Genomic DNA, 20,586 nt, shown 5'->3' with positions numbered 1-20,586 from the left:
GCACGCCGTCGTGGTTCCGAAGTGACGACCAGTTCGCTGGTCGCACACCGCCACTGTAGATGGGCAGTGGCACCCCCGCTACGCTCGGTCCGATGTTCGTCTCCCCACATACTGACCCGGATACCCCCGGCCATACCCCGGTAATCCTCGCGTTGCCGGGTACCGGATCGGACGCCGACTTCGTCCGGCGCGCCTTCGAACCGGCCTGCACCGCACGGGGATTCGAACTCGTCGCGGTCGAACCGGATCCGCGTGCCGTGGTTGCCAGCTGCCGCGCCGCCATCGAGGCCGCCGCCCGCACCGGCCCCGTCCTGGTGACCGGAATCTCGCTGGGCGCCGCCATCGCCGTCGAATGGGCCGCCGAGCACCCTGAACAGACGATAGGGGTCGTCGCCGCGCTACCGGGCTGGACCGGCCCGGACACCGCGGCCTGTCCCGCCGCCCTGAGCGCCGCCGTCACGGCCGAACAGCTGCGCGCCGACGGGCTGGACGCGGTCACCGAGCGCATGCGGGCCAGCAGCCCGCGCTGGCTGGCGGACGCGCTCACCCAGTCATGGCGCGCGCAGTGGCCCGATCTGCCGCAGGCGCTGGACGAGGCGGCCTCGTACAAGTGGCCGGAGCCCGAACTGTTGCGCGGGCTGCCGACGCCGGTGTCGATCGTCACCGCGGTCGACGATCCGGTGCACCCCGTCGGCGTCGCCGAGGAATGGGCCGGGCTCGTGCCGCGGTCGGAGCTCCACCGAATCACCCTGGACGAGTTGGGAACCGACCCAGCGATTCTCGGGCGCCGCGGTCTCGCTTCCTTCGCCGAAATCCTTCGGAAATAACGGATTTCGGGCTGCCTCCACCCGGAATCGTCGCCGCGGCAGGCTAATTCAGCCCGAGCTGCTGCATGGCCGATCCGTCCGCACCGCGGCGCGGGCCCTCGGGCATGCGCGGGACCACCGGCTGGGCGCCGGTTTGGGCGGCGCGCTGCTGCGCCTCGAACTGCGCTTGGGCGGCGAGTACCTGCTGCTGATGTGCCGCGGCCAACTGCTCGGCGAGTTCCTGAGGTAGGACCACCGGCAGCGGGTCGCGGACGGGCAGCGGATCGGTGCCCCGGCGGACCACCGTCTCGCGCAGGATGGCCCGCGCCGCCTGGACCAGCGGGGTGCCGTCGTTGGCCGCGCCGGACGGACCGGCCGCGACCAGCCGCACCATCCAGCGGTATCCGTCGACGCCGATGAAACGCAGATCCGCGCCCTCGGTGATGGCCAGCAGCTCCCGGCCCCACGGACCGGTCTCCACCGCGACCCTGGCGCCGTCGTTGCGCAGCGATTCGGCGAGATCCGCCGCGACCGTGCGCCACTGGCCGGGCGATTTCGGCGCCGCGTAGGCGGCGACGGTGATCCGCCCGTATTCGGTGGCCAGGTGCACCGCCTGCGGTGTGCCGTCCGGGGACATCTCCACCTGCAGCTGCCCGCCCGGCGGCACCGGCAGGATCACCGAACCCAGATCGAGCCGCTGTTCGGCGACCGCGGCGAGCAGTTCGGCGACATCGTCGTAGTCGTAGGGGCCCGCCTGCTCGTCGTCCCCGAAATCGCCGGTGACGATCGGGTTTTCGTCGGTGGGCGGATCGTCGACGTAGTCCGTCGCGGCGTAATCGTCGGCGTACTCGCCGGATTCGTATTCGTCGTAGTGCTCATCCGCGTCGCGGCGCGACGCCTTCTTTCGCTTACCGAACATTTCCCGTCATGCCTCCTTGCCGGCCACCCGGCCCGCCCCATCGCCCGCGGCGGCCAGGCTCGCATGCCCGCCGCTGGACCCGTAACCGCCTGCTCCCCTTGCGGTCTCGTCGAGCCGCTCGACCTCGACGAAGTCGACCAGCTCCACCCGCTGCACCAGCAGCTGCGCGATCCGGTCGCCCCGGCGCAGCTCGATCGGCGTCCGCGGATCGTGATTGATCAGGCATACCTTGATCTCGCCCCGGTATCCGGCGTCCACCGTGCCCGGGGTGTTCACCACCGAGAGTCCGGCCTTGGCCGCCAGACCCGATCTGGGGTGGATCAGCCCCACCGTGCCCACCGGCAGCGCGACGGCGATACCGGTGCCGACCAGCACCCGCTCCCCCGGCTCGAGGATGACGTCCTCGGTGGTGCACAGGTCGACGCCCGCGTCACCGTGGTGGGCGCGGGTCGGCATCGGGATGCCGGGATCGAGCCGCATAAGCGGAATCGGTGGAAGGTCGCTCACGTTTGTCGAGCCTACGCGTACGGTCGATGTCGCTGTGACTTAGTGTTGATTCGTGTCGGACCAGCGCAGCGACGTGACGATGGATCAAGAGCAGCAGTCGTACCAGGAACGCCAGTGGGTGCCCATCTACTGGTGGCCGATCGCGCTCGCGTTCATCGGATTGATCACGGCCACAATCCAAATGGGGATCCCCAAGGTCGGCATCTGGATACCCGTCGTAGCGATGATTCCGTTCGGCGCCTGGGCGCTGATCTGGTTGAGCAGGCACCGGCTCGAGGTCGGCCCCGATGCCTCGGGTACGCCGGAACTGCGCGTCGGTCGCGCGCATCTACCGGTGAACTTCATCGCGCGCGCCGCCGTGGTGGCGCCCACCGCCAAGAGCGCGGCGCTGGGCCGCCAGCTCGACCCCGCCGCGTACGTCCAGCATCGGCCCTGGATCGGACCGATGGTTCTGCTCGTGCTCGACGACCCGGACGATCCGACCCCGTACTGGCTGGTCAGTACGCGTCGGCCGGACCGGGTCCTCGCCGCGCTCGGCTTGCCGAACGCGGGCTGATCAATTCGCACGGTGCGATCGATGCCCCCTCGGTATCGATCCGCCCCGGATCCGCGCGCCGCGGATCGGATTCGACGCCTATGTTCTCAGGCCGCGCAATCCATGCAGATCAGCTGGCCACCGGCATCGCTGGCCAACCTGCTGCGGTGGTGCACGAGGAAGCAGCTGGAACAGGTGAACTCGTCGGCCTGCTTCGGGATCACCCGAACGGTCAGGACTTCCTCGGACAGGTCCGCGCCGGGAAGTTCGAACGACTCCGCGGTATCGGATTCGTCGATATCCACGACGGCGGACTGCGCCTCGTTGCGACGAGCCTTCAGCTCCTCCAGCGAATCTTCCGACACATCGTCGGTTTCCGTGCGCCTAGGTGCGTCATAGTCGGTTGCCATGTCGTCTTCCCCTCGTCCTTACTCCGTATATCCCGGACCGGTCCGGGTAACCTCGACTCCTGCTCGGAATCGATGGACCCGCACCGCCCCGCCGGTGGTGCACATCACACGCACACCGCTCGCCTATCAGGGCGGATCGTGCTGACCGACACCCGATAGCGCTGGGTAAACGCTGGACATGCCCTTCTTGTTCCCGCGACCGAGCACCAATATTCATCTCGATGATTCGATCTGGGCCGCCAGACAATAGCGGACGGCGCGGCAAAAGTCGCAACCAAAACCCGCACGAGTCGAAACTGAGGGGTAATCGACACCATCGCTGGAGCTCGCCGAGACCTTCCGCAACATAATCCGCCCGCCGGCCCGTTTCGCATCGGCCCGCCGTCAACGGAACCGGCGACATTTTCGTAGAGTGTGCTCGTGGTTTCACTGATCACCGAGGGCAGCGCGACCGATCCGAGCGGGCGACCGTTCATCCGCCGACGTCCCGAGACCTGGCTAATCTTCGTCCTGGTGCTCGCGCTGATCTGCGCGATCGTCTGGTTCAAGGCGTTCCTCACGCAGGACACCAGCCACACCGCGATGGCGTGCAACTCGCCGTCCCCGGCCACCGACACGAAATCACCGCAGCCGGCGCAGCTGGGTCAGCGGGTCGGGCAGTCGCGCCTGAAGGATGTGGATCCCGCACCGCTGCTGCAGTCGAAGGTGCGGGTGCTCAACGCCAACAACAAGAGTGGCCAGGCGACGCATATCGCCTCGTTGCTCGGCGATCTGGGTTTCGCGAGCGCGCCCGGAGTGCAAATCGGTAACGATCCGGTCTACGTCAACGGCGACCTGAACTGCACCGGCCAGATCCGGTTCGGCGTGAACGGCCGCCCGGCCGCCGCCTCGGTCCAGTTGGTGGCACCGTGCGCGGAGCTCATCGAGGACCAGCGCCAGGACGACACCGTCGATCTGGTGCTCGGCTCGGTGTTCGGCGAATCGCTGCGCCCGAACGCCGATGCCGAGGAGGTGCTGCGGTCGCTGAAGAATCCGGCGCCGGGCGGCTCCCCGGCCATCGACTCGAAGCTGCTCGCCGCGGCGAGGCAGGCCCGCTGCTGAGCTGTTCCGCCTCTCCGGGTTTCTGGGCCAGACTCAGGTGCCACTCGAGTAACGTTGGCGGCTGACGGTCAGGGTACGGGCTGAGTCAGCCCGTACCCGGCGAGTTACCCATGTCCTTACCAAATCACGTGTTACGAAACGATCGAATTCCATCATCACTCGGCCCGCGACCCGCGACCCAGATCGCGGCGCGGGCCGAATGTCTTTGTAGGTCAGCTATTTTCGTGCAGGAGCTGGGATAGTCTGTGTCGGTTGGCAATTGAAGGTCACCGGTTCCGGATCCCTTGCCCCGCAGGGAATCACGCTACTCCGGAATCGGCTCGGTGGCGCCGATCCGATCCAGCAGCTTGCCGAGTTCCTCGGCGATGCCCGGCGCGGCGGCGACAACCAGATCCCCGTCCGCACCGCCCGCCGTCGCGGGCGGAACCGACAGCCGCGCACCCGCCTCGGCGGCGATCAACGCGCCAGCGCCCCAATCCCACGCGTTGAGGCCGTGTTCGAAGTACGCGTCCACCCTGCCGGACGCGACGTGGCAGAAATCCAGTGCCGCGGCGCCGAAGCGGCGGATATCGCGAATATGCGGCAGCACATCGCCGATGAGTTCGGCCTGCCGGGTGCGCCGCTTGGTGGAGTAGGCGAAGCCGGTGGCCACCAACGACATCGGCAGCGATGTCACCGGATTGCAGCGCAACTCCTCGACCGAACCGTCCGCGTCCGTACGGGTCGAGCCCTGACCGAGCGCCGCGCTGTAGGTGGCCGCGAGCGCGACGTCCACCACCGCGCCCGCGACCGGATGGCCGCCGCGCATGGCCGCCACCGAGACCGCGTAGCCGGGGATGCCGTAGAGGAAGTTGACCGTGCCGTCGATCGGGTCCACCACCCAGTGCACGACCTCGGTATCGGTCACGTCGATGCTGCCGCCGCCCTCCTCGCCGAGGATCGCGTCGGCGGGGCGGCGCTCGGCGAGCAGTCGCCGGATGAGCTCCTCGGATTCCTTGTCGACGATGGTCACCGGGTCGGTGGGATGGCCCTTGGTCTGCACCGCGTCGTCGGCCCGTGCGCCCGCGGGCCCGAAGACCTCGGGGCGCCGGGCGCGCACGTGCGCGGCGGCGGTTTCGGCGAGTTCGACGGCGATGCGGCGCAGTTCGGCCTCGTCACCACGAAGGATGACGGAGTCGGTACCGGACGGTTCGAAAACTTGCGATGAAGGTTGCGGCACGGTCTCCATCGCATCACAGATCCGGTGACCTATGGGGTATGGGTTGCGCATTACTCTTGTCGTGCACGACACAGCGCCGCGTCGGGCACCACCCGCCGAGGGCGCGTGGCCTGGTGCGGTCGCGCACCACACCGGCCAAGCACAGAGAACGAGGGGTTAGTCATGTCCGCTCGGGGGCACGCATTCGGGATCGATATCGGTGGCAGCGGCGTCAAGGGCGCCGCGGTCGATTTGGCCACCGGCGAGTTGCTGCACGAGCGCATCAAGATCGCGACACCGCATCCCTCGACGCCGCAGGCGGTGGCCGATACGGTCGCCAAGGTAGTGGCACAGGCGGATTGGGACGGCCCGGTCGGTATCACCCTGCCGTCGGTGGTGCTCGACGGCATCGTGCAGACCGCGGCGAATATCGACAAGGGATGGGTCGGCACCGACGCGCGCACCCTGTTCGCGAAGGCGCTCGACGGGCGCGAGGTCACCGTGCTCAACGACGCCGACGCGGCCGGGCTGGCCGAGGACCGGTACGGCGCGGCAAAGGATTTCGACGGCCTGGTGCTGCTGCTCACCTTCGGCACCGGCATCGGCTCGGCGCTGCTCTACCACGGCACGCTGGTACCCAATTCCGAACTGGGCCATCTCGAGGTGGGCGGAATGGAGACCGAACATCGGGCCGCCGCCTCGGTGAAGGATCGCGACGGGCTCAGCTACGCGCAGTGGGCCGAGGCGGTGAGCACCGTGCTGATCGGGATCGAGAATCTCTTCTGGCCGAAGGTGTTCGTGGCGGGCGGCGGCATCAGCCGCGACGCCGACCAGTGGATTCCATTGCTCACCAATCGAACTCCGGTCATCCCGGCCTTCCTGCGGAATACCGCGGGGATCGTCGGCGCGGCGATGGCCATCGACCAGGGCATCTCCCCCTAGGCCGGGCATTGTAAGAGGGCAGCGCGTTTCCACCACGAACTGCGACAACGGGGCATCGTGCCTAGGTAGGCTGGTTGGATCGTTACAATGGAACGTGCCCGGCGGTTAGCCGGTAAACCCCCAGCCGGCCTTTCGCCGGTGAAACCCGACAGAACCCGCTCCGCCGGAACTTTTACTCTGGCGTGACGCCGCACGAGACCGTCACGAAAGGGCGTACGTGGTAGCCACGAATACCCGTCAGACCGCCGACTCGGCCGAGGCCGACTCCGCAGATGTAACCGCACAACGGCCGGTCCGTAAGGCTGCCGCGAAGAAGGCCGCTCCGGCGAAGAAGGCCGCCGCCAAGAAGGCCGCCCCCGCCAAGAAGGCCGCCGCGAAGAAAGCCGCCCCCGCCAAGAAGGCCGCCGCCAAGAAGGCGACCTCCGCCGAGGGCGAGCCCGGGATCGACGAGAATCTCGAGGACGACAATCTCGATCTCGAGGATCTCGACGATCTGGAGGTCTCCGAGGACGACCTCACCGAGGATCTGGTCGACGACGCCGCGGAGGAGGTCGCCGAGGAAGAGGAAGGGGCCGAGTCCGAGGAGGCCGACGAGCCGTCGGCCGCGGATAAGGCCTCCGGCGATTTCGTCTGGGACGAAGAGGAATCCGAGGCGCTGCGGCAGGCCCGCAAGGACGCCGAACTCACCGCCTCGGCCGACTCGGTGCGCGCCTACCTCAAGCAGATCGGTAAGGTCGCGCTGCTCAACGCCGAGGAGGAGGTCGAACTCGCCAAGCGGATCGAGGCCGGTCTCTACGCGGCGGAGAAGGTGCGCGAGCTCACCGAGGGCGGCGACAAGCTGCCCGTCGCGCAGCGCCGTGACTTCAACTGGATCATCCGCGACGGCAACCGCGCGAAGAACCATCTGCTGGAAGCGAACCTGCGCCTTGTGGTTTCGCTGGCCAAGCGGTACACCGGCCGCGGCATGGCGTTCCTCGATCTGATCCAGGAGGGCAACCTGGGTCTGATCCGCGCGGTGGAGAAGTTCGACTACACCAAGGGTTACAAGTTCTCCACGTACGCCACCTGGTGGATCCGGCAGGCCATCACCCGCGCCATGGCCGACCAGGCCCGCACCATTCGTATCCCGGTGCATATGGTCGAGGTCATCAACAAGCTCGGCCGCATCCAGCGCGAGCTGCTCCAGGATCTGGGCCGCGAGCCCACCCCGGAGGAGCTGGCCAAGGAAATGGATATCACGCCGGAGAAGGTGCTGGAGATCCAGCAGTACGCGCGTGAACCCATCTCGCTGGATCAGACCATCGGCGACGAGGGCGACAGCCAGCTCGGCGATTTCATCGAGGACTCCGAGGCGGTCGTCGCGGTGGACGCGGTGAGCTTCACGCTGCTGCAGGATCAGCTGCAGTCGGTGTTGGAGACGCTGTCCGAGCGCGAGGCCGGCGTCGTCCGGCTGCGCTTCGGCCTGACCGACGGCCAGCCGCGCACCCTCGACGAGATCGGCCAGGTGTACGGGGTCACCCGCGAACGCATCCGGCAGATCGAATCGAAGACGATGAGCAAACTGCGTCATCCGAGCCGGTCCCAGGTGCTGCGGGACTACCTGGATTAGCCGCAACTGGTTCAACATTTGAGCACCCGGCCGACGAAAGTTGGCCGGGTGCACTACATTTCGGGGCCTTCATCGCGAAACTCCATGCGCGACACGCGGACTGGGGTGCGTACCCCGGCGTACTGACGTATGGTCTGAATCGTTTTTATTTCTCACGCCGCACCCCGGTTCGGCAATGGGGGCTTAGGTGCTCGACGTATATCACTTCACTTACGGCTGGCTCACGCCGGTGCTCGCTTACACGATGTCCGTCACCGGATCGCTGCTCGGCCTGCAGTGCGCGGCCCGCGCCCGCTCCGACGAGGGACGGGTCGGCTGGCTCGTCGGCGCCGCCATCGCCATCGGCGGAACCGGTATCTGGGTCATGCATTTCATCGCGATGCTCGGCTTCACCATCCGCGGCTCGGAGATCCGGTACAACGTGCCGCTCACCCTGTTGAGCGCGCTCACCGCGATCATCGTCGTCGGCATCGGGCTGTTCCTGGTGAACAAGCCCGAACCCACCTGGGTCAGCCTGCTGGCCGGTGGCGCCATCACCGGCCTGGGCGTCGCGGGTATGCACTACACCGGCATGTACGCCATGCAGACCGATGCGATGCTGCACTACGACAGCGCGATCGTCGGGCTCTCGGTGCTGATCGCGGTCGTCGCGGCCACCGTCGCGCTCTGGTTCACGTTGCGGGTCAAGGGATTTCTGTCGACCGTGGCCGCGGCGCTGATCATGGGCGTCGCGGTGACCGGGATGCACTACACCGGGATGGCCTCGATCAGCGCGCGGCGGGCCGACCATGTGCTGCCGCCGAGCGGCTCCGGCGCGATGGAGGTGCTCGCACCGATCATCGTGGCCTTCAGCATGATCACCATCCTGTTGCTGATCAGCGTCGGGCTGACCGAGATCGAGAGCACCATGGATCTGCCGCCGCTGAAGTTCTCCCGCCGTTCCGAACCGGCCCGGCGCGCCGCCGAAACGGAACAGCCGTCCGCCGAACCCTCGTGGCGGGACGCGCCGGTGCCGGTCAACGCCGCCGTTCATCCGGACGACGACATCGAACAGCACCGGCCGTATGCCTCGCGACCGCGGCGGTACACCGCTCCCCCGGCGCGGCGGCCCGCCGACCGGTCCTGGACCGAGTCGACCACCACGGGCAGCTGGCCGATCAATTCGGGAGCGCGCCACTAGGCCCTGCGCCTGGCGACACGCGGACCGGTCGGTCGACATTCGCGCATACGCTGAGCAAACTGGCTGGAGTGCATCAGTTGGCGTTGCTCTTCGTCGTCCTGCTGGCCACCATCCTGGCGCAGCCACTCGGCAAACGCACCGGGCTCGCGCCCGCGGTGCTGATGACCGCGTTCGGCTGTGTGCTCGCGCTGATCCCGGTGGTACCGGATATCCGGATCGAGCCGAAACTGATACTGCCCTTGATATTGCCGCCGCTGCTCTACGCCGCGGCGCGGCGCACCTCGTGGCGGCAGTTCGCGGAGAACTGGGGTGCGATCTCGCTGCGCGCCGTCGGACTGGTGCTGGCCACCGCGGCGGGCGTCGGGATCTCCTTCCACGCCGGGGTGCCGACGGTTCCGGTGGCCGCCGCCGTCGCGCTCGGCGCCCTCGTCGCCCCGCCCGATCCGGTGGCGGTCACCGCGCTCGCCAGCCGGCTCGGGCTACCGCGGCGGCTGGTCTCGGTGCTGGAGGGCGAGGGGCTGTTCAACGATGTGACGGCGATCGTCATCTACACCATCGCGATCGAGGTGGTGGTCACCGGGAAATTCTCGGTGGCCGGCGCGCTCTGGGATTTCCTGGTGTCGGCGGTGGTCGCCGTCGTGGTCGGGCTGGTGCTCGGCTGGACCGGCAGCAGGCTCATGGCGCGGCTGTCGGAGGCCACCTGGCAGGTGGCGCTCGGGCTGCTGCTGCCCTTCGCCGCGTACGGCATCGCCGAGGCGTTCGGCGGCTCCGCGGTGCTTTCGGTGCTCGTGTGCGCACTCTATTTGACCGATGCCGCAACGGATTTCAGCGACAGCGATTACCGGCTGGTCGGCGACTCGTTCTGGGAGATCACCGAAATGCTGGTCACCGGTTTCGCATTCGGCCTCATCGGGCTGGAGCTGAGCACGGTGCTGCGCGACGCCGGACCGGAATGGCCGCGCTTCCTCGGCTCCGCCGGACTCGTCATCGCGGTCGTGGTGCTGCTGCGGCTGGCCTGGCTGCTCACCACCTGGGCCATTTTCCGAACCGCTTGGCGCAGAAGGGAAGCCGACGAACCGTACACCTGGCGGGAGACCATCGTCACCTGGTGGGCCGGTATGCGCGGGGTGGCCACCGTCGCGCTCGCGCTGGCCGTCCCGTTCGGCACCGATGCCGGTGCGCCGTTTCCGCACCGCAGCGAAATCCTGTTCTGCGCCTTCGCCGTCGTGCTGTTCACCCTGCTCGTCCAGGGCACGACGCTGCCCGCGGTGGTGCGGATCACCGGCGTGCACGCCGACACCGAGGCCGAGCGAGAACTGGAGCGGCGCTTGTGGAATCGGGTACTCGGCGCCGAACTGGACCGGCTCAAGGAGATCGCCGCCACCGAGCGGCTGCCCGACGAGGTCTACGAACGCCTGCGCGACGGCTTCGAACGCAGGCTCGCCCAAGCAGATCCCGGCGCCGCGGACTCCAACGCCAAACTCAATACCGAGCGCACCCTGCGCTTCAGCAAGCGGATGCGCGCCATCACCAACGATGTCCTCGAGGCCGGACGCACCGAGGCGCTGACGGCCCGGCGGGAGCCCGGTGTCCCACCGGATGTGGTCGACCGGGTCATGCGCCGCCTCGACCTGCGTGCGGGCGGCGGCATGCCGTGACGGTGGTATCAGTTGGCATCGCTGACGCAGTACCCCCACGGGCCGATGGCGAGCCGGAAGGTCAGCGACTGGCGGTACCTGGAGCTGACCGGAACCGTGATGTCGTAACCGCCGTAATCCGCCGCTGCCACGGTCGACTTGCCCTCGTCGAATGCGTCGGCGCCGGTGACCTTTCCGGGATTGTCGGCCAATGGTGAACCGGGGCAGACGAGCGGGTATTTGTCCTCGGTGTCGTCCGGGTTCACTGGTGACGCGGTCCAACGTCCGAGGTAGCGGTGCAGCGCGTAACGGGCGTCGATCTCGTTCAGCGTGGTGAAGGCTCCGGTCGCGCTCACCCTCGGACACGCGTAACCGGAGGCGATTTCGTCGCGGTAGACGTGCACGGTCTTGGTCGGACCCTCCCAGGTGACCGTGAACTGGCCGTCGCGTCCGGGTTGTGCCAGTGCCGCGAGGATTCCGTCCTTGTCGCCGTACATCTCCCGGGCGCGCGACGGTTCGATGGTCCAGCAGTTGCGGATCAGCCGGTCGAAATCACCGCCGACGAGATCGCGGGCCCACGGCTGGATCGCCTGCGCCGCGGCCGGATTGCCGGGCACCGCACCGACCGGCACGGTGGCCTGCGGCGCGCCCTGCACGGCCGAATCCGGCTGCGGCCGAGTCGATGCGGTCGATGATTCGGTGGTCGGGTGACTGCCGGAGCCGCAGGCGGTCAGCAGCGCGCAGGCCGCGAGCGCAGGGAGACCGATTTTCCGGATGCTCTTCATGGACCGACGGTATTCGCGAAATGCGTTGCGCCACAATACTATATAATTGATGACAAAGGAACATCGGGTGATCCGGTCGTTAACATTCCGGCCCGCAACGGATATCGGATCAGGCGGCGAGATCCTTGATGCAGTAGCCGTCCTGGCTCACAGTCAACGCGAAAGTGATCGTCTGCGCCGTACCCGCCGCATCGGTCACCGGAACGGTCACCGCGACCTCGGCGTTCGGGCCGGGCCGCGAGGTGATCCCGTCGGCCGCGAAAGCGGTTATGCCCGGCAGGATTCCGGGTTTGCCGAGCAGCGGTGAATCGGGGCAGACGAGCCGATACTTCGCCTCGACATCGTCGGGGTTCACCGGTGCGCCGATCAGTCGGGACAGATACCGGCGGACCACGTAGCGCGCATCGGCCTCGCCGTAGATCGCATCGGATCCGGCTCGGATCACCCGTGGGCACGCGTAGCCGGAGGCGATCTCGTTGCGCTGCACGTGAACCGTCTCCGCCGGACCCCGCCAGATCACCGCGAACTGCCCGTCGACGCCACGCCTGGCCAGCGCGTCGAGAATACCGTCCCTGTCCGCGTACATCTTCCGGGCGAGATCCGGTTCGATGGTCCAACAGTTGCGGATCAGCCGGTCGATATCGCCGCCCGCGAGATCACGCGCCCAGGGCTGTATCGCTTTGACGGCATCGGCATCGCCCGGTACCTCGCCGATCGTCACCGCGGCGCTGCCGGACGGCCTAACTACTGGCGAATCAGACCGCGTGACAACAGATTTCGCCGGACCATCGGCATGCTGATCGGTCGCGCCGCATCCGGTCACGACGGTGCACGCGACGAGTACGGCGAAACTTCCCGCCAGCGTCGCTCGACTCTTGCTCACCAGGCGACGGTAACCGGGTGACGGCACTGCGGGCCAACGAACTCGCACCACCGCCGTCGGCTCCCCGGGTATGGCCGCAACCTAAGCGACGGCGTCGTCGGCTTCCAGCGCATAGCCTGCCGACAGTTCCGCGTGATCCGAGGTGTCCTTCAGATCGACGCCGGACCGCCCGAGCCGTCGCGCACCGGATACCAAGCCCGCCACCACTTTCGCGGCGTGCGTGTAGTCGAGGCCCGCCGGTGGATGGATATTCGAGACACAGTTGCGCTCGGCGTCGGTGCGGCCGGGCCGCGGACGGTGGGTGAGGTAGATGCCGAGGCTGGCCGCCACCGACAGGCCCGGGCGTTCCCCGATGAGGACGAGCACCGTATCGACGCCCATCGCCGCACCGATGTGATCGCCGAGCGCCACCCGCGCCTGAGTGGCGATAACCGGTGTCGCCAGGGTGTAGCGGCGGCCCAACTCGCCCATCAATGCCTGGAGCGTCGGCACACCGTGCTCGGCCAGCGCCTGCGGCGACAATCCGTCCGCGAGGACGAAGCCGATCTCGGCCCGGCTGCGCCCGACCGCCGAAAGTCCGCGTCCCGGAAAGGTTCCCGGTTCCACCGGCAACCGGCCGAGATCGGGCCGGCGCAGGTATTCGGCGCGGTCCATGGCGCGGCTGCGCACATGCGCCGGATTGCCGAGTCCGAGCGCGGCGACGCGTTCGGCCAGCCCGGTCACATCGAGCGGTGTGTGCACCGCGTCCCGCGCCGCCGCGTGCGCGGCCCGGAACTCGAGCAACCCGGCGGTCGGCACCGCGTCACCGGAGCGGCCGAGCCCGATCCTGGCCTGGGTGGTCCACCGTAGTTCTCGCCAGAAGTCTTGTGCTGCGACATTTTCCGCCGACGCACCCGACAAATCTCCCGCGTGTGAGTCCGAAAAACGGGGCCGCAGCGACACTTTCGCGTTCATCGGGCACCCGCCAGTGCCCGTAGCGGCGAGACGTGCGGTTCGATCGGCACCACCCGCCCACTCGCGTCGAGCATGCCGAGACGGTCCAGCCATGCGGCGAATTCCGGTGCGGGACGCAGGTTCAGCACGCGGCGGGCGTAGAGGGCGTCGTGAAAACCGAGGCTCTGGTAGCCCAGCATGACGTCGTCGGCGCCGGGCACCGCGATGACGAAGGCGACACCGGCCGCGCCGAGCAGGGTGAGCAGGGTATCCATATCGTCCTGATCGGCCTCGGCGTGGTTGGTGTAGCAGACGTCGACGCCCATCGGCAGGCCGAGCAGTTTGCCGCAGAAGTGATCCTCCAGCCCGGCCCGGATGATCTGCTTGCCGTCGTAGAGGTATTCCGGGCCGATGAAGCCGACGACGGTGTTCACCAGCAGCGGCCGCAGCTCCCTCGCGACGGCGTACGCCCGCGCCTCCAAGGTCTGCTGGTCGACCGGTTTGTCGTCGGTGCCCAGATGCGCGCCCGCCGAGAGCGCGGAGCCCTGGCCGGTTTCCAGATACATCACGTTGTCGCCGACGGTGCCGCGGCGCAGCGACCGGCCCGCGGCGTCGGCCTCCCGCAACAGCGAAAGGTTCACGCCGAAACCGGCATTCGCGCCCTCGGTCCCGGCGACGGATTGGAACACCAGATCCACCGGCGCACCGGCTTCGATCAACCCGACGGTCGTGGTGACATGCGAAAGCACACAGGATTGGGTCGGGATGTCGAAGCGCACCCGCACCTCGTCGAGCAGGCGCAGCAGATCGGCGGTGGCCCTCGGCGAATCCGTGGCCGGATTGATGCCGATCACCGCGTCACCGCAGCCGAGCAGCAGCCCGTCGAGGATGGCCGCGGCGACACCGCGCGGATCGTCGGTGGGATGGTTGGGCTGTAATCGCGTCGCGAGCGTGCCGGGCAGGCCGATGGTGGTCCGGAAACCGGACCGCACCTCGACCGCCCTGGCCACCGCGATCAGATCCTGGTTGCGCATGATCTTGCTGACCGCGGCCACCATTTCCGGTGTCAGTCCGGGCGCGACCGACGCCAGCGTCGCCGCCCCGTCGTCCCGCGCGGCGACGGTGAGCAGCCAGTCCCGCAGCCCGCCCACCGTCAGATGCGAAATCGGTTGGAAGGCAAGACGATCGTGGCTGTCGATGATCAGCCGGGTGATCTCGTCGGTTTCGTAGGGCACCACCGGGTCGTGCAGAAATGTGGTGAGCGGCAGGTCGGCGAGCGCCCACTGCGCGGCCGCCCGCTCGGCATCCGATCCGGCCGCGCAACCCGCCAATTGATCGCCGCTGCGCAGCGGGGTCGCCTTGGCGAGCAGTTCGACCAGTCCGTTGAAAACGTATGCGGTGCCGCCGAGTCGCTGCACATACCGGGTCATGGAACTCCTAGATCCGCGAGCAAGATCGAATCGATTCTTCGCGGCGTTTGTTGCCCGGACGTGACCCGAGGTTACGGGCGAGGTCCCAGGTCGGTGACGAGGCACACAGCGGGGGCGCGTCGAGGGTGGCGCGACGCCGCGAACGCGGCACACTGGCAGAGTGGTTGCCCCCGTTTCGACACGGCTTCGGACTCCCTGGACCCAGACCATCGATCTGGGTGCGGAGCTGCAGGCCGCTCAGGAATGGCTGCGCCGTCCGGCCCTGTGGCGCCGGGTGCTGCCGGCTATACGCACGCACCTCTCGGCCGCGCCGGCGAGCACCGCGTACGCGTTCACGCTGTTCGTCACCTGGTGGACGCTGCGCGGACTCGGCGACGCCATCGAACGCAGGCTGATCTTCTCCGCGTCCACCAACCTCTACAACATGCGGCACAACCCGATTCAGGTGTTGGTGGCCTCGGCCTTCTGGACCGACGGCGGCTTCCCGTGGACCACCATCATCAGCTTCCTGATCGTGATGGCCGCCGCCGAACGCTGGCTCGGCACCAGCCGCTGGATTCTGCTGTTCGCCACCGGACACGTCGGCGCGACGCTGCTCACCGTCACCGGTATCGCGCGGGCCATCGAGTTGAATCTGATCCCGCACAAAATCAGCTACGCCTCCGATGTCGGCACCAGCTACGGGTTCACCGCGGTGCTCGCCGCGCTCGCCTTCCGCTTCACCGGGCTGGTCCGGCTGGCCTGGGCGGGCACCCTGTTCGTCGTGCTCGTCGTCTCCGCCTGGCGCACACCGAATTTCACCAACTACGGCCACCTGAGCGCCGCGGCGATCGGATTCCTCGCCGCACTGCTGGCGGTGACGTTCTGGCGCTGGATCGATCGGGCGGCGGCGCGGCGCCGGGAGGCCAGGCAGTCACGCGAGGTCGCATCGGCCGCAACCGGCGAGGTGTCGGCGGACGGCTTCGATCAGAACAGCGTCGGTGCGGTGCGGGGCGGCATCGGGACGAACGGATCCGGCTGAGCCGGGTCATCCCGCTCGCCGAAGCCGCCCGAACCCGTCAGGAACCGACCGTGGGCCGTATCCGCCGCTGCGCCAACCGCACGACCGGCTCGACCAAGCGGGCGGCGACCGGACCCAGTATCGCCATCAGCAGGACGTAGGCCGAGGCGAGCGCCGCCAGATCACCGCTGACGGTGCCGGAGGCCACCGCCAATCCGGCGATGACGATGGAGAATTCGCCGCGCGCGATCAATGCGGCGCCCGCGCGGGCCCGGCCCATCCGCCGGATGCCCTGCCTGCTGGCCGCCCACCAACCGGTCGCCGTCTTGGTCAGCACGGTCAGGATCGCCAGCGCGACCGCCCAGCCGAGCACCGGCGGTATGGCACGCGGATCGGTGCCGAAACCGAAGGCGACGAAGAAGATCGCCGCGAACAGATCCCGCAGCGGCTCCAGCAGTTTCGTCGCCTCGTGCGCCGTCGAACCGGAGATCGCGATGCCGAGCAGGAACGCACCGACCGCCGCCGACACGTTCAACGAGGAGGCGACGCCGGCCACCAGCAGCGCCGCGCCGAGCAGCTTGAGCAGGAACACCTCGCGGTCGGCGCTGTCGACGATCGCGGAGACGTAGCGGCCGTACCGCAACGCCACCACGAGCACCACGGTGACCGTGACCAGCGCGATGGCCACCGCCTTCAGCCCGGTCAGGAAGCTGAGCCCGGCCAGGACGGTGGTGAGGATCGGCAGATATGCCGCCATCGCCAGATCCTCGAAGACCAGGATCGACAGGATCACCGGGGTTTCCCGGTTACCGAGCCGCCCGAGGTCGTTGAGCACCTTGGCCACGATCCCGGATGACGAGATATAGGTGACCCCGGCCATCGTGATGGCGCCGTTGAGGCCCCAGCCGAGCATCAGCGCGACCACCGCTCCCGGTGTCGCGTTGGCGACGATATCGACCAGACCCGCCGCCCAGGAGCGGCGCAGGCCGGTCATCAACTCGGCGGCCGTGTATTCCAGGCCGAGCAGCAAAAGCAGTAGGACGACACCGATTTCGCCCGCGAGATGGGCGAATTGGTCGGCGGCGTCGAGTTCGATGATGCCGCCCTTACCGAAGGCGAGGCCGCCGAGTAGGTAGAGCGGAATCGGGGACACGCCGAAGCGACCTGCTACTCGCCCCATCATTCCGAGGGCGAAGAGGACCGCTCCGAGCTCTATGAAGGCGAGCGCGGTTTCCTGCACGAGATTCAGCCGTGGGTCAGGATCTTCGCGGCCGCGTCGAGTCCGTCGGGTGTGCCGACCACCACGAGCAGATCATCGTCGGCGAAGGTGAAATCGGGGCCCGGCGACGGATGCAACTGCCCGGCGCGCATCACCGCGACGATGGATACCTTTGTCCTGGTTCGCATCTGGGTTTCGCCGAGGGTGCGCCCCGCATACGGCGAACTCTCGGCGATGGGTAGCTGGCGGGTGGTGATCCCGGGTAGGTCGCGGTGGTCCTCGCGCAGCTGGGCCACCAGCTGCGGCGCACCGAGCAGGTTGGCGAGCACCGCGGCCTCGTCGGAGGTCAGCTGGATCTGTGCGGCGCAGGCATCCGGGTCGTCGGATTTGGAGACTATGAGATCGATGGCGCCGTCGCGGTGGTCCACCACGCCGATCCGGCGGCCGGACCGCACCTGGAAGTCCTTCCGCACACCAATTCCGGGCAAAGCGGTCACGTCGACGTTCACGTAACCAGCCTAATAGGCGCTGCCGGCGAAGCCGTCCACAGCCCGCGCCGGGCCGAGCTCCTGTGCGAGGCACTCGCCTAGTGGTTGCTTTACTTTGTTCGGCATCCGGCACGAAAACGCACGTCAGCGGTTCGGGGCGCTCATCATTTCGGCGGACCCGCCCGCCGCGCCGGGTGTGCTGAGATGGTGCGGTGAGGCATTGGTCGGAGTTGTCCGGGACGGCGCGGGACACTGTTGGTGCGCTGGCGACGTTCCTCGGCGGCACCGCTCTGTATCTCGCCCACCTGTCCACGATGACCAATCGCGGCGAGGGCATACCGCTCACGGTGCGGCTCGCCATATTGGCCGCGGTCTGCGTCGCCACCTTCTTCCGGCGGCGAAAACCGTTGTGGGCCATGCTCGGCGGGCTCATCCCATTGGCGCTGGACACCCATCTCGGCCCGACGGTGTCGGTATGGGTCATCTACGCCGACCTGATCTATGCGGCCGTGCTGTACGCCGGGCCGCGCGCGTCCAGGATCGTCGCGGTGGTCTGGTTCGTTTTCGCCGGTGCCATGGTGCTGCTCACACTGGTGCTGACGCAGGATATGCGTTCCGTCGCGGCGGCGGTGATCGCGGTGTTCAGCTTCGTCGGCACGCCGATCTGGTGGGCGAATTCGGTGCGCACACACAAGGATGTCGCCGATGCGGAAAGGGCCCGGCTACAGGCCATGACCATGATCGCCGAATTGGACCGGCGCGCCGCCATCGCCGACGAGCGCAAGACGATGGCCCGCGACCTGCACGACGTGATCGCCGGACATCTGTCGGCGATCGCCATCCAGTCCGAGGCGGCGCTCGGCGTGCTGGCCCGCACCGACGTGGATCCGAAGATGGCGGGCATCCTCGGGTCGATCCGCGCCAACAGCGTCGGCGCGCTGCAGGAGATGCGCACCATGATCGGGCTGCTGCGCAGCGACGACGGCGGCGAGGACATCGCCGCGCCGCGCGGGCTGGACCAGCTGCCGATCCTGGTGGACGCGGCGCGGTCGGCGGGCATCGCCGTGCGGATCCATCGCGATCCGGTCACCGTCGCACCGCCGCGCGCGGTGGATCAGGCCGCGTACCGGATCATTCAGGAGGCGTTGACCAACGCCATGAAACACGCGCCGGGCAGCCCGGTGGACATCGATATCCGGACGGAGGATTCGACTTTGACCCTGACGGTGCGCAATCCCCTTGGCGCGGTGCGCGATCGACCGGGCGACAGCCCTCGGCACGGCTTGGTGAACATGCGCGAGCGGGCCACCGCGTTGAGCGGAACCTTCACGGCCGGGGCGGATTCCGGAGTCTGGCGGGTGAGCGCGACACTGCCGCTGTCGATTACCGCCGACACCGATGAAAACGCCAGGGAGACGGCATGATCCGGGTACTTATCGCCGACGATCACGGCGCGATCCGGGCCGGGCTGCGGATGATCCTGGACGCCGAGGACGATATCGAGGTGGTCGGCGAGGCCGCCGACGGCGATATCGCGGTGACGCAGGCCAGGGCGCTGCGCCCCGACGTGGTGCTGATGGACGTGCGAATGCCCGGCGTCGACGGCATCAGCGCCACCGAGCGGATCACCGAGAAGGGCCCGGCCCGCGTACTCATCCTCACCACCTTCGACCTGGACGAATACGTTTTCCGGACGCTGCGGGCCGGTGCGTCCGGATTCATCCTGAAATCGGCGTCGGGCCGGGAGTTGGTCGACGCGGTGCGCCGGGTCGCGGCGGGCGACGGGGTGCTGGCCCCGGAGGTGACGCGGGCGGTGATCACCGCATTCGCGACGGCCCCCACGGAGCAGGCCGAACCGGCTCCCTCCGGGCTCGCCGAACTCACCGATCGCGAACGCGAAGTGCTGGATTGTCTGGGCGACGGTCTGTCCAATGCCCAGATCGCGCAGCGGCTGTTCATCGGTGAGACGACGGTGAAGACGCATGTGTCCCGGGTGTTGACGAAACTCGGTGTGCGATCACGGGTTCAGGCGGCGATCGTGGCACGCGAGATTCGGGACAAGTAGTCCGGAAACGCGGGCATCGGAAACCGGAACGGCCGGTTCGGCTTTCGTGCTCAGTGATCGAGCGGGGCGAAGCTGCCGTCCGGACCCGGCCGGTATTCGACCACCGCGGTCACCGCATCGACCGGCAGCGGGCCGTAAAGGTGTGGGAAGAGCATCGATTCGGGATCCGTCGGCACGCCGGGCTCCCATTCGACCGGCGAGCCGAGCCGGGACGGGTCCAGGCGCAACAGGACCAGATCGCCGCGTCCGGCGAAGAGCCGATTCGCGGGCAGATGCGCCTGTTCCGGCGCGGACAGGTGGATGAACCCGACCTCGTCCAGCGACGGTGGACGATATTCGCCTGCCTGTCGCGCGGACAGCCACTCCGCCGTGGTGCAGATGTGCACCAGCGTGTCCGGCATCTGGGTGGTTCGCTCGTCGTTCATCGAATCCCAACGTAGCCGACCCCGGTGCGGGTTGCTCGCCGACACCAACCGCGTTCGAGCACATCCGATTCCGGCGACTCGATCGGGAATCCGGCTGAACCCCTATCCAATTCGGTAACACGTCGATCACGACCCGGGGCGCGCCCGTTCGGGCCGGGTCGCCGGTGTCCACGTACGGGCGCCGCTCGGGTCGAGGTCCGCACCTTAGGGAGTGGCGTGCATCACATCTCGAATTGGGGGCATTCCGGATAAATCGGATACTGGACGGTTTGTGATCCGTTGGGCTCGGGTAGTCACACCAACACCTGCACGGCCGATACATATGTGACGGAAGGCACATCGGCCGATCGCCGATTCGCACGCCACCCCAGCTGACGTGCCGATATCGGTGAGAAGCCCGGATCGGCCCGGGACCGTTCCCGCATCGGGATCGACACGGGCGCGAACCGACCGCGTGTCGGCACCGTCCCGATGCGGAGCCCCGGATTCGGCTCACCCCGTAGGGGTTCCGCCG

Annotated in this window: 21 protein-coding genes; 10 read left to right on the top strand and 11 right to left on the bottom strand. The window is 68.0% G+C overall.

Annotation, left to right across the window (positions count from 1 at the left end; all coding sequences use genetic code 11):
• Positions 1-92 precede the first annotated feature (92 nt).
• Positions 93-827, top strand: a complete 735-nt coding sequence (locus tag LGY53_RS11865) for an alpha/beta fold hydrolase (protein WP_225726701.1) — start codon at positions 93-95, stop codon at positions 825-827.
• Positions 828-870: 43 nt separating this feature from the next.
• Here the strand turns inward: LGY53_RS11865 and LGY53_RS11860 are convergent, their stop codons facing one another.
• Complete coding sequence (locus LGY53_RS11860) at positions 871-1,725, bottom strand: DUF3710 domain-containing protein (protein WP_225726700.1); 855 nt, start codon at positions 1,723-1,725, stop codon at positions 871-873.
• Between the two features lie 6 nt (positions 1,726-1,731).
• Positions 1,732-2,205 carry a dUTP diphosphatase gene (gene dut / locus LGY53_RS11855; protein ID WP_225726793.1) on the bottom strand — a complete coding sequence of 158 codons (474 nt, stop codon included), beginning with the start codon at positions 2,203-2,205 and terminating at the stop codon, positions 1,732-1,734.
• 106 nt (positions 2,206-2,311) lie between these two features.
• Between dut and LGY53_RS11850 the strand changes: the two genes are divergently transcribed.
• Entirely contained in the window at positions 2,312-2,788 is a 477-nt protein-coding gene (locus LGY53_RS11850) for a DUF3093 domain-containing protein (protein ID WP_225726792.1), read from the top strand.
• An 86-nt stretch (positions 2,789-2,874) separates the two neighbouring features.
• Here LGY53_RS11850 and LGY53_RS11845 read toward each other — a convergent pair whose 3' ends face one another.
• Positions 2,875-3,177: a DUF4193 domain-containing protein gene (locus LGY53_RS11845; protein ID WP_167476229.1), complete on the bottom strand. Its 303-nt coding sequence runs from the start codon at positions 3,175-3,177 to the stop codon at positions 2,875-2,877.
• A gap of 420 nt (positions 3,178-3,597) precedes the next feature.
• Here LGY53_RS11845 and cei point away from each other — a divergent pair, with 420 nt between their 5' ends.
• Positions 3,598-4,278: an envelope integrity protein Cei gene (cei, locus tag LGY53_RS11840; protein ID WP_225726699.1), complete on the top strand. Its 681-nt coding sequence runs from the start codon at positions 3,598-3,600 to the stop codon at positions 4,276-4,278.
• Between the two features lie 304 nt (positions 4,279-4,582).
• Here cei and LGY53_RS11835 read toward each other — a convergent pair whose 3' ends face one another.
• Entirely contained in the window at positions 4,583-5,506 is a 924-nt protein-coding gene (locus LGY53_RS11835; RefSeq protein ID WP_374111167.1) for an inositol monophosphatase family protein, read from the bottom strand.
• A 153-nt stretch (positions 5,507-5,659) separates the two neighbouring features.
• Between LGY53_RS11835 and ppgK the strand changes: the two genes are divergently transcribed.
• The 4 genes from ppgK (at position 5,660) to LGY53_RS11815 (ending at position 10,865) form a co-directional block, all read left to right on the top strand.
• On the top strand, positions 5,660-6,418 hold the full coding sequence (gene ppgK / locus LGY53_RS11830) for a polyphosphate--glucose phosphotransferase (protein WP_167476232.1): 759 nt from the start codon (positions 5,660-5,662) through the stop codon (positions 6,416-6,418).
• A gap of 217 nt (positions 6,419-6,635) precedes the next feature.
• Positions 6,636-8,027 carry an RNA polymerase sigma factor gene (locus LGY53_RS11825; RefSeq protein WP_225726698.1) on the top strand — a complete coding sequence of 464 codons (1,392 nt, stop codon included), beginning with the start codon at positions 6,636-6,638 and terminating at the stop codon, positions 8,025-8,027.
• Between the two features lie 187 nt (positions 8,028-8,214).
• The gene (locus LGY53_RS11820) at positions 8,215-9,207 is read left to right on the top strand and encodes an MHYT domain-containing protein (RefSeq protein ID WP_225726697.1); all 993 of its coding nucleotides are present in this window, start codon (positions 8,215-8,217) and stop codon (positions 9,205-9,207) included.
• A gap of 68 nt (positions 9,208-9,275) precedes the next feature.
• Positions 9,276-10,865, top strand: coding sequence for a Na+/H+ antiporter (locus LGY53_RS11815; RefSeq protein ID WP_225726696.1), 1,590 nt, complete (start codon positions 9,276-9,278; stop codon positions 10,863-10,865).
• A gap of 8 nt (positions 10,866-10,873) precedes the next feature.
• Here LGY53_RS11815 and LGY53_RS11810 read toward each other — a convergent pair whose 3' ends face one another.
• The 4 genes from LGY53_RS11810 to LGY53_RS11795 form a co-directional block, all read right to left on the bottom strand.
• Positions 10,874-11,629 carry a hypothetical protein gene (locus LGY53_RS11810; RefSeq protein WP_225726695.1) on the bottom strand — a complete coding sequence of 252 codons (756 nt, stop codon included), beginning with the start codon at positions 11,627-11,629 and terminating at the stop codon, positions 10,874-10,876.
• A 109-nt stretch (positions 11,630-11,738) separates the two neighbouring features.
• Positions 11,739-12,512 carry a hypothetical protein gene (locus LGY53_RS11805; RefSeq protein WP_225726694.1) on the bottom strand — a complete coding sequence of 258 codons (774 nt, stop codon included), beginning with the start codon at positions 12,510-12,512 and terminating at the stop codon, positions 11,739-11,741.
• An 81-nt stretch (positions 12,513-12,593) separates the two neighbouring features.
• Complete coding sequence (gene eutC, locus LGY53_RS11800) at positions 12,594-13,466, bottom strand: ethanolamine ammonia-lyase subunit EutC (protein WP_225726693.1); 873 nt, start codon at positions 13,464-13,466, stop codon at positions 12,594-12,596.
• Positions 13,463-14,875 carry an ethanolamine ammonia-lyase subunit EutB gene (locus LGY53_RS11795; protein WP_225726692.1) on the bottom strand — a complete coding sequence of 471 codons (1,413 nt, stop codon included), beginning with the start codon at positions 14,873-14,875 and terminating at the stop codon, positions 13,463-13,465. Before LGY53_RS11795 ends, eutC begins: the two co-directional genes overlap by 4 nt.
• Before the next feature lie 160 nt (positions 14,876-15,035).
• Here LGY53_RS11795 and LGY53_RS11790 point away from each other — a divergent pair, with 160 nt between their 5' ends.
• Positions 15,036-15,896, top strand: coding sequence for a rhomboid-like protein (locus LGY53_RS11790; RefSeq protein ID WP_225726691.1), 861 nt, complete (start codon positions 15,036-15,038; stop codon positions 15,894-15,896).
• 37 nt (positions 15,897-15,933) lie between these two features.
• Here the strand turns inward: LGY53_RS11790 and LGY53_RS11785 are convergent, their stop codons facing one another.
• Together LGY53_RS11785 and LGY53_RS11780 are read right to left on the bottom strand one after the other, a co-directional pair.
• The gene (locus tag LGY53_RS11785) at positions 15,934-17,115 is read right to left on the bottom strand and encodes a cation:proton antiporter (RefSeq protein WP_225726690.1); all 1,182 of its coding nucleotides are present in this window, start codon (positions 17,113-17,115) and stop codon (positions 15,934-15,936) included.
• Positions 17,116-17,120: 5 nt separating this feature from the next.
• Positions 17,121-17,603 (bottom strand): cation:proton antiporter regulatory subunit, encoded by a 483-nt coding sequence (locus LGY53_RS11780; protein ID WP_167476242.1) that lies wholly within the window; start codon positions 17,601-17,603, stop codon positions 17,121-17,123.
• 191 nt (positions 17,604-17,794) lie between these two features.
• Here LGY53_RS11780 and LGY53_RS11775 point away from each other — a divergent pair, with 191 nt between their 5' ends.
• Positions 17,795-19,006: a histidine kinase gene (locus LGY53_RS11775; protein WP_225726689.1), complete on the top strand. Its 1,212-nt coding sequence runs from the start codon at positions 17,795-17,797 to the stop codon at positions 19,004-19,006.
• The gene (locus tag LGY53_RS11770; RefSeq protein ID WP_225726688.1) at positions 19,003-19,647 is read left to right on the top strand and encodes a response regulator transcription factor; all 645 of its coding nucleotides are present in this window, start codon (positions 19,003-19,005) and stop codon (positions 19,645-19,647) included. The genes LGY53_RS11775 and LGY53_RS11770 overlap by 4 nt, the downstream gene beginning before the upstream one ends.
• A 50-nt stretch (positions 19,648-19,697) precedes the next feature.
• Here the strand turns inward: LGY53_RS11770 and LGY53_RS11765 are convergent, their stop codons facing one another.
• The gene (locus LGY53_RS11765) at positions 19,698-20,072 is read right to left on the bottom strand and encodes a DUF952 domain-containing protein (protein ID WP_225726687.1); all 375 of its coding nucleotides are present in this window, start codon (positions 20,070-20,072) and stop codon (positions 19,698-19,700) included.
• Positions 20,073-20,586: the final 514 nt, after the last annotated feature.

The sequence above is a fragment of the Nocardia sp. JCM 34519.1 genome (assembly GCF_020361265.1).
In the GTDB taxonomy this organism is placed as follows: Bacteria; Actinomycetota; Actinomycetes; order Mycobacteriales; family Mycobacteriaceae; genus Nocardia; species Nocardia arthritidis_A.
The sequence above is the reverse complement of the archived record's forward strand: the minus strand, read 5'-3'. Positions and strand labels throughout refer to the sequence as shown.

Bases quoted from the DNA above. Each gene is read 5' to 3' on its own strand.
- LGY53_RS11835 (WP_374111167.1), bottom strand. From the start codon at position 5,506: ATGGAGACCGTGCCGCAACCTTCATCGCAAGTTTTCGAACCGTCCGGT.
- LGY53_RS11845 (WP_167476229.1), bottom strand. From the start codon at position 3,177: ATGGCAACCGACTATGACGCACCTAGGCGCACGGAAACCGACGATGTG.
- LGY53_RS11865 (WP_225726701.1), top strand. From the start codon at position 93: ATGTTCGTCTCCCCACATACTGACCCGGATACCCCCGGCCATACCCCG.
- eutC (WP_225726693.1), bottom strand. From the start codon at position 13,466: ATGAACGCGAAAGTGTCGCTGCGGCCCCGTTTTTCGGACTCACACGCG.
- LGY53_RS11860 (WP_225726700.1), bottom strand. From the start codon at position 1,725: ATGTTCGGTAAGCGAAAGAAGGCGTCGCGCCGCGACGCGGATGAGCAC.
- dut (WP_225726793.1), bottom strand. From the start codon at position 2,205: ATGCGGCTCGATCCCGGCATCCCGATGCCGACCCGCGCCCACCACGGT.
- LGY53_RS11850 (WP_225726792.1), top strand. From the start codon at position 2,312: ATGGATCAAGAGCAGCAGTCGTACCAGGAACGCCAGTGGGTGCCCATC.
- LGY53_RS11795 (WP_225726692.1), bottom strand. From the start codon at position 14,875: ATGACCCGGTATGTGCAGCGACTCGGCGGCACCGCATACGTTTTCAAC.
- LGY53_RS11770 (WP_225726688.1), top strand. From the start codon at position 19,003: ATGATCCGGGTACTTATCGCCGACGATCACGGCGCGATCCGGGCCGGG.
- LGY53_RS11810 (WP_225726695.1), bottom strand. From the start codon at position 11,629: ATGAAGAGCATCCGGAAAATCGGTCTCCCTGCGCTCGCGGCCTGCGCG.
- LGY53_RS11765 (WP_225726687.1), bottom strand. From the start codon at position 20,072: ATGAACGACGAGCGAACCACCCAGATGCCGGACACGCTGGTGCACATC.
- ppgK (WP_167476232.1), top strand. From the start codon at position 5,660: ATGTCCGCTCGGGGGCACGCATTCGGGATCGATATCGGTGGCAGCGGC.